This is a genomic window from Streptomyces sp. H39-S7 (genome assembly GCF_027158205.1).
Lineage (GTDB): Bacteria > Actinomycetota > Actinomycetes > Streptomycetales > Streptomycetaceae > Actinacidiphila.
This window is the reverse complement of record NZ_JAPVLU010000091.1, coordinates 1-7,286: the sequence shown is the minus strand read 5'-3', so window position 1 is coordinate 7,286 and position 7,286 is coordinate 1. Positions and strand designations below refer to the sequence as shown.

The following is a 7,286-nucleotide window of genomic DNA, read 5'->3' as shown; positions in this document are numbered from 1 at the left end:
TCGCCGACTGCGGGCGCATCGTCGCGGCCCTCCCCCACGAGCTCGCGTCCCAGCCCCTTGAGCTCGCGTCCCAGCCCCAGAAGCCCGTGTCCCCTTCCCAGGAGCCCGCGTCCCACCCCCACGAGCTCACCGCCGGCCGTCCGACCTCGCGGAGCACCTCATGACGAACTCCGTCTCGTCCCTGTCCCCTACCGGCGCGCCGGCCACCGCCCACCAGGGAGCGGTCGTGGGCAGTGTGCTCACCCTTCCCCTGTTCGAGCAGCTGTCCGGTGTCCTCGGCGGTCACCCCTACGTCAAAGTCGTCGTGGACCGCCGGCAGGAGGTCTGGCACATCCTGGACAGCTCGGTGCACTCCTTCCACGTGAACTACATCGCCACCGAGATCCAGGGCCTGACCTTGGAAGAGCTCGACGCCGAGCTCGACAGCTTCAACCACAGCGTCTACCAGGACCCGGAGCGCCGGTTTCTGCTCGGCGTCCTGTCCCTGCACTTCGGCGGATCCGAGGACCAGTCACAGCCATTCCTGGTGCTGGAGACGACCGAGGCCGACACCATGGGCGCGACGCTGCTGACCGGGTTCTACTCCTTCGTACGTGAGCAGCTCGACAGTGCACTCGCCCTGCTGATCAAGCCGGCCAACCACGGCCAGGCGAACGCTCTCACCTCCGTGCCCGAGAACGTGCTGCCCCGCACCCAGGGCCACGAGCTCTTCGCCGCCGCCCCCTTCGTGCCGCTCACGGTCGGCTCGGCCGTCGGCCGGCTGCGGGCTTTCGCCTCTGCCGAGGAGTACCTGGCCGCCCGACCTGGACTCACGTGGTACGACATCGTTGCCATGCCGGTGGTTCCGGACGACATTCCCCGGCTCGCCGGTCTGCTCAACGGCTCGCCCACCACCCCTCTCTCGCACACCAACATGCTGGCGGCCGGGTGGGGCATCCCCAACGCCATCGTGCGCGGCGTCCTCGACCGGATCGCCGCCGACGACCTCGACGGCGCCTGGATCCGCTACGACGTGTCGGCCGAAACCGCCGTGATCGAACGCGCCGAGCAACCGTCCGACCTGCCCGAACCGACGTGGCACACCCAACGCATCCGGCTCGACGCCCCTCAGGTCGCCGACGTCCCCATCGTGCCCCTGAGCGCACTGCGCTCCCACGACCGGAGCAGCTACGGCACCAAGGCGGCCAACCTCGGTGAACTCCACCATGTCCTGCGCCACGGGTCCGCCCGGCTGACCGGCTACTACTCCGTACCCCGCCCGCCCAGGCCCGACCTTCTGGCCCACCTGGCGGGCCGCCTGAACACGCCCGAGCACGCCGATCTGGCCGAGGCCGCCGGCGCGTTCCTGGCCCGGCGCGTCAGCGCACCGGACGGCATAGCCGTCCCCTTCGCCGTCCAGCAACGTTTCCTGGACTCCTCGCCCGCCGTGCAGCAGAGCATCGGCAAGCTGAAGATGGCCCTGGAACTGGACGCCATGGACGCCGTGGACACCTCCTGCGTCCAGTTGCAGCACCTGATACGCACCCTGCCCGTGCCCGAGGACCTGGTCGGCGCGCTGGACACCCACCTGGTCAAGCACCTGGCCGGAACGAGTCGCTTCGCGGTGCGGTCCTCCTCCAACGCCGAGGATCTGCCCGGCTTCTCCGCCGCGGGTATCTACGAGTCACACACCCAGGTCACCGACCTTCCGGGGCTCCTGGACGCCATCCGCCACGTATGGGCGTCCCTGCTGTCCCCCCGTAGCGTCAGGCTGCGCCACCAGGCGGGCATCTCCCTCGACGACACGTACATGGGTGTCATCGTCCAGCGCTACGAGGCAGCCCCGCTCGGGGGCGTGATGGTCACCTGCAATCCGACCAACCGGGCCGACTTCCGCAACGTCTATCTGAACTGCGCGCACGGCTCCACCTCGGACATCGTCGACGGCACGACGCTGCCCCTGCAGTATCTCTACAACACCGTGGAGGGCGGCGGCCGTACGATCTCGCTCGGTGCGGCCGGCGAGGACCTGGACCCGCGCACGCAGGACCACCTCGGCGAGCTCGCGCTGGCCGGCCGCCTGCTGCAGTCCCACTTCGCGACGGACTACACCTTCGCGGTGCCACTCGACATCGAATGGCTCCTCGCACCCGGCGGCCGACTGCACATCCTGCAGCTGAGGCCCTACAGCGCCTGAGGGCGGCCGGCGGGCCCCACCACCACAAGATCACGGCGTGCTGGAGCCCGTCCCCGGCGGCCCCGCCCTCCGTGGTCGCCGGCCCGCGTTCGCGCGGGGGCCGGCCCCTCGCTCCGTCCCGTACACCGACGAAGGTCACCCATGCCTGTGTCCCTGCTCGCGCGCGCGAGACGCCGCGCGCCCCTGCGCAAGAACGTCCAGCGCGTGATCCGCCTCAACAACGGCTTCCAGCTCCTGTTCAACCTGCTGTGGTGGATGCCGGTCTTCTACCAGTACCAGAAGCAGGCAGGGCTGTCGGACAGCCAGATCTTCGGCATCCAGAGCATCTACTACGTGGCGTTCTGCCTGCTGGAGATACCCACCGGCCTCATCGCGGACCGCATCGGGCAGCGACGGTGCTTGCAACTGGGAGCGGCGGTGATGACCGCCGCCAACCTGCTCCCGGTGGCCTGGCCCTCCTTCGCGGGCTTCCTGCTGCACTTTCTGGCCATCGCCGCCGCCCGCTCCCTGGTGTCCGGGGCCTCCAGCGCCTACCTGTACGAGTACCTGCACGCCAACGGTGCCGGCGAGCACTACGTCCAGGCGGAGGGCAGCGCACGTTCCCTCGGGCTGTGGGCCAAGATCGCCTGCTGGCCGCTGGTCGGCGTCCTGATGCACCTGCAGCACCAAGCCCCGTACCTGCTGACGGCCGCCTGCACCCTCGGGTCGCTGGCCTGCGCCGGTGCGCTCCCCGCCCTCGCCCCCGGCCATGACGGAAAACGACCGCACGAGGAACGCGCCGGCCTCCTCCGCTCCGCCCGCCAGGCGCTGACCTTGCTCAAGTCCTCACGGTCCCTGACGCCGTTGATGGTGCAGGGCGTGGCGGTCTTCACGCTGGCCCGCATCTGCCAGGTGAACCTCTTCCAGCCGCTGCTCCTCGACAAGGCCATCCCGGTCGCCGATCACGGCGCGGTACTGTCCGCGATGACCGTGGCCGAGGCCGTGGGCTCGGCACGGCCGGGCTGGGTCCGCGGCAAGCTGTCGGACACGGCGGCTGTCACCGTGCTGAGCCTCGTCATGGCCCTGTCCTTGGCGGCCACCACGATGGCCGGTGCCGTGGCCACCATCGGATGGCTGTGTGTCTTCGCGGCAGCGACCGGTCTCGCCTATCCGGTCCAGCGGAACCTGATCAACGCGGCGATCCCTCCGACCCCTTACCGCGCGACGCTCCTGTCGTTGGAGTCCATCATCGACCGCGGGGTGTGCGCCCTGGTGGCCCTGGCCGTCGGCGCCTATCTCGCGGCCGACCGCCTCGACGACCTCCTGGTGCACGCGGCCGTGGGAACGTGTCTGCTGCTTCTGATCGTCGGCGTCGTCCTGAGGCTCGTCCGTCGCGACCCGGACCGTCAGGTGTCGGAAGAAGCGTGACCCGGGGTCAATACCGACCGGGAGCGTCCACCACCCGTGGAGGCCATGTGGTGGCGTCGAGGATGCCCAGCGCGTAGGCGCGAGCCACCATCGCCGGACGCGAAGCGGCGTCCAGCACGCCGCGCAGCCGCCGCAGGTGATAGTCCAGCGCTTGCCGGGACAGTCCCAGTTGGGAGGCGATGACGGTGTTCGCGCTGCCCACGGCCATCAAGGTGAGCACCCGCAGCTGCACCGGACTCACGCGCGGTCTGCCATGGAACTCCGCGCTCAGTGCGGTCAGTACCGCGGCGATGTGGTCAGGCGCTCCGTGGCGCCTGACCACCGCCAGGTCGGTGCGCAGCACCCGGTTGCCACCGGAGCCCGTGCGGCAGACGACGGAGCCGCTGTACCGGGAGGTCCTTCCCGCGGCAAGGTCCGCCCACACGCCGCGTACCGTGCCGACCTCGTCCTCCTCGTCCAGATGCTCGGTGGCCCAGCTTCCTTCCAGCGCGCTGCGGCCGCTGCCCAGCAACTGCGCGGCGCCACCACTGACCCTCCGCACCCTACCGCTCAGGTCCAGTGCCACGACGGCAAGACCCGAGCGCTCTCGCAACGCGTGCAGTTCCTCGTCGGCGACGTTCCTCTCCTCCAGGATTCGCGTGTTCTCGGTGAGGTCGACATAGATGCCGCCCACGCGCGGTCCACAGCCGGCGTCGAGCACGAAGCGGTGCCCGGTGACCTGGCGGGGCAATCCGTCGGGATGTCGGAACGACAGGGTGTGGCGCACGGGCCGGCCGGAGTCGAGCACCTCGCGGTCGAGTGCGCGGAACATGGCGGCGTCGGCGGGCGTGTCGATCTCCTCGACGGTCCGCCCGACGACAGAGTCGGGCTCCCTGCGGTACAGGTGCGCGTAGGCGGCGTTGACCCAGAGGTATCGGCCCTGACCGTCGCGTATGAACGCCGGTGCCGGCGCGAACCCGGCGATCGCCTCGAACCACCGGGCGGATTCCGAACGGTCCTGGTGCACCGGCGGCCTGTGGGCCGACTCGGCCGGATCGCCGGTCTCCCGCCAGCCGCGACCGCCACCTGTTCCTGCGTTCATGCCCAACTCCCCCATGTGGCTCCGGACCTTCTGTCGTGCCGCGGCCAGACCCACCTGCCAATCTTGTGCACCATCGGCGCCTGTGCGTCGAGTGCTGCCGGCCCGTCGCCGGGCCTCGCTTCGCGGACCACGCGGCCAGGGCGGTCCGCTCGTCCAGCGATCACTGGACGGTACCGGTGGTGGGCGTGCGATGGCTGTGGTGACGGGCGAGAACCCGCCAGTCCCGCAGGTGAACGGTGTCCTGGCCGGGGCCGGCCGCCGCAGCCGATGCCTACCTCCCCCCTCCGAGGCGACCTGATCCGTCAGGAACGGGCATGCCCCCTTCCCGCCGGGTTGCCCTGTCGGTATCTTCGACTCTCGCGATCCCGACCAGTCGGTATGTAGGAGCGAGAGCCGGGTACTCCGACATCGGGCACCCGGCCCCCAAAGGTTCCATGGCTGAGCCGGCAGCACCACAGATCGAAGGGCACTGCGACGCGCGCTTCGCAGGCGTCCGCGCCGCATTTGAGGAGAACTTCCGCGAGCGCGGTGAACTGGGAGCCGCCGTCACCGTCCTGCTCGACGGGGAGCCGGTCGTCGACCTGTGGGGCGGCCGGGCCGACGCCGCGCGCAGCCGCCCGTGGGAGAGGGAGACCCTCGTCAACGTGTGGTCGACCACCAGGGGAGGCACGGCGCTGTGCGCGCATCTGCTGGCCGACCGAGGTCTGCTCGACCTCGACGCGCCGGTCGCCGACTACTGGCCAGAATTCGCCGCGGCGGGCAAGGCGGACGTTCTCGTACGCCATCTGCTTTCGCACCGCGCGGGCCTGGCAGGCCTGCGCGAACCGCACACGCTGGCCGAGCTCTACGACTGGGAGTTGACCACCGCACGCCTCGCGGCAACCGCCCCCTGGTGGGAGCCCGGCACCGGCTCCGGCTACCACGCACTGACGTACGGCTTCCTGGTGGGCGAGGTCGTACGACGCATCACCGGTCAGCTTCCCTCCGCGTTCCTGCACCAGCAAGTCACCGGACCGCTCGGCATCGACTTCTTCCTGCGGCTGCCGGAGAGGGAAGCCGGGCGCGCCGCCGAGCTGGTACACCCAACCACTGCCATCGACAGTGAACAGGCAGCCGCCTTCAGCCAGTTGTTGCCGGTCGCTCTCGCCGCCCTGACCAACCCGATCTTCGCAGCCACCGACGCGAACACCCCTGAGTGGCGCGCTGCCGAGATTCCCGCCGCAGGTGGCCACGGGACGGCGCGAGGAGTCGCCGCGCTCTACGGACTCCTGACCGGCCGGGAACGCGCAGACGGCCGGCCGTTGCTGTCGGCGCAGGCCGCGGAACGGATACGCGAGGGCCAGGGCAGCTGCCGGGACCTGGTTCTGGGTGCCGCTTTCGCGCATGAAACCGAGCTGGGCCTCGGTCTCTCGCTGAGCGGCGGGAACGGCTCGTACGGCCCCAACCCGCGGGCCTTCGGCCATGACGGCTTCGGCGGCTCCTTCGGGCTGGCCGATCCCGAGGCAGGCATCAGCATCGGCTACGTCATGAACCACATGGGCGTACACATCGCGGATGACCCGCGGAAGATGGCCCTGATCGACGCTGTGTACAAGGCAGGCGTGCCTTCCCCCTGAGGGTCGCCCCGTTGGGGGGACGAGCTGTGAGGTGCTCAGCGCAGAAGGTCGCCGACGGCAGCGATCCCTGCCGTGATGGCCCGCTCATTCACGTCGCCGAAGCCCAGGACCAGTCGGGACGGCGCAGTCGCAGTCGTCTGCGCAGCATGATGGGTGCTCATGCCGTAGAGGCCCACGCGGCGGGTCCGGGCCGCGGCGATGAGCGACTCCTCGTCGGCGCCTGCAGCGAGGCGGACAACCGCGTGGAATCCGGCTGCCAGCCCGGTCACCTGTGCGCCTGGCGCGTGCTCGCCGAGCGCGGTCACCAGCGCCTCACGGCGAGCCGCGTACGTGCCGCGCATGCGGCGCAGGTGCCGGTCGTAGCGACCGGACTCCACCAGCCGGGCCAGTGCGAACTGGTCCAGGGCGGGAGAACCCCGGTCGGCGAGGTGCTTGTTCGCCGCGATGCCGGCGGCCAGCGCGGGCGGGCACAACACCCAGCCGATGCGCAGTGCGGGTGCGAGGGACTTGCTGACGGTGCCGATGGAGATCACCCGTTCCGCGGCCAGTCCCTGGAGCGCGCCCACTGGCTCGCGGTCGTAGCGGAACTCGGCGTCGTAGTCGTCCTCGATGACGAAACCGTTCCGCCTCTCGGCCCAGTCGATCAGGGCCAGGCGTCGCTCGGCCGCCATCACGACGCCCGTCGGCCACTGGTGAGCGGGCGTCACGAGCACCGCGCGGGCGCCCGTCGCCTCCAGCGCCCGGACATCGATGCCGTACTCGTCGACGGGAACGGGCACGGATCTCAGGCCCGCGTGCGCCGCGGCGGCGGAGGTCAGCGCGTGCGAACCGGGGTCCTCGTAGGCCAGGGTACGAAGGCCGGTGGCGGCCAGGGTGCGCAGGGCGAGGGCGAATCCCTGGGCGTAGCCGGAGCAGATCACCATGCTCTCGGGGTCCGCGGCGGCGGCACGGACGCGCCGCAGGTAACCGGCCAGCTCTTCGCGCGGCCGGGAGGGGCCGGGGGGGT

At 70.6% G+C, this 7,286-nt stretch carries 5 protein-coding genes; 3 read left to right on the top strand and 2 right to left on the bottom strand.

The window, feature by feature from the left end; genetic code table 11:
- Positions 1 to 160 precede the first annotated feature (160 nt).
- Together O3X23_RS41985 and O3X23_RS41980 are read left to right on the top strand one after the other, a co-directional pair.
- Complete coding sequence (locus O3X23_RS41985; protein WP_269279970.1) at positions 161 to 2,176, top strand: PEP/pyruvate-binding domain-containing protein; 2,016 nt, start codon at positions 161 to 163, stop codon at positions 2,174 to 2,176.
- A gap of 141 nt (positions 2,177 to 2,317) precedes the next feature.
- Entirely contained in the window at positions 2,318 to 3,583 is a 1,266-nt protein-coding gene (locus tag O3X23_RS41980; protein WP_269279967.1) for an MFS transporter, read from the top strand.
- Positions 3,584 to 3,590: 7 nt separating this feature from the next.
- On the opposite strand, the gene O3X23_RS41975 is transcribed toward O3X23_RS41980, so the two are convergent.
- A complete protein-coding gene (locus O3X23_RS41975; protein WP_269279964.1) occupies positions 3,591 to 4,664 on the bottom strand; it encodes a PAS domain-containing protein in 1,074 nt (357 codons plus the stop codon).
- 434 nt (positions 4,665 to 5,098) lie between these two features.
- Here O3X23_RS41975 and O3X23_RS41970 point away from each other — a divergent pair, with 434 nt between their 5' ends.
- Complete coding sequence (locus O3X23_RS41970; protein WP_269279961.1) at positions 5,099 to 6,280, top strand: serine hydrolase domain-containing protein; 1,182 nt, start codon at positions 5,099 to 5,101, stop codon at positions 6,278 to 6,280.
- 35 nt (positions 6,281 to 6,315) lie between these two features.
- Here the strand turns inward: O3X23_RS41970 and O3X23_RS41965 are convergent.
- The coding region (locus tag O3X23_RS41965; protein ID WP_269279959.1) for an aminotransferase-like domain-containing protein at positions 6,316 to 7,286 on the bottom strand (971 nt) is incomplete at its 5' end.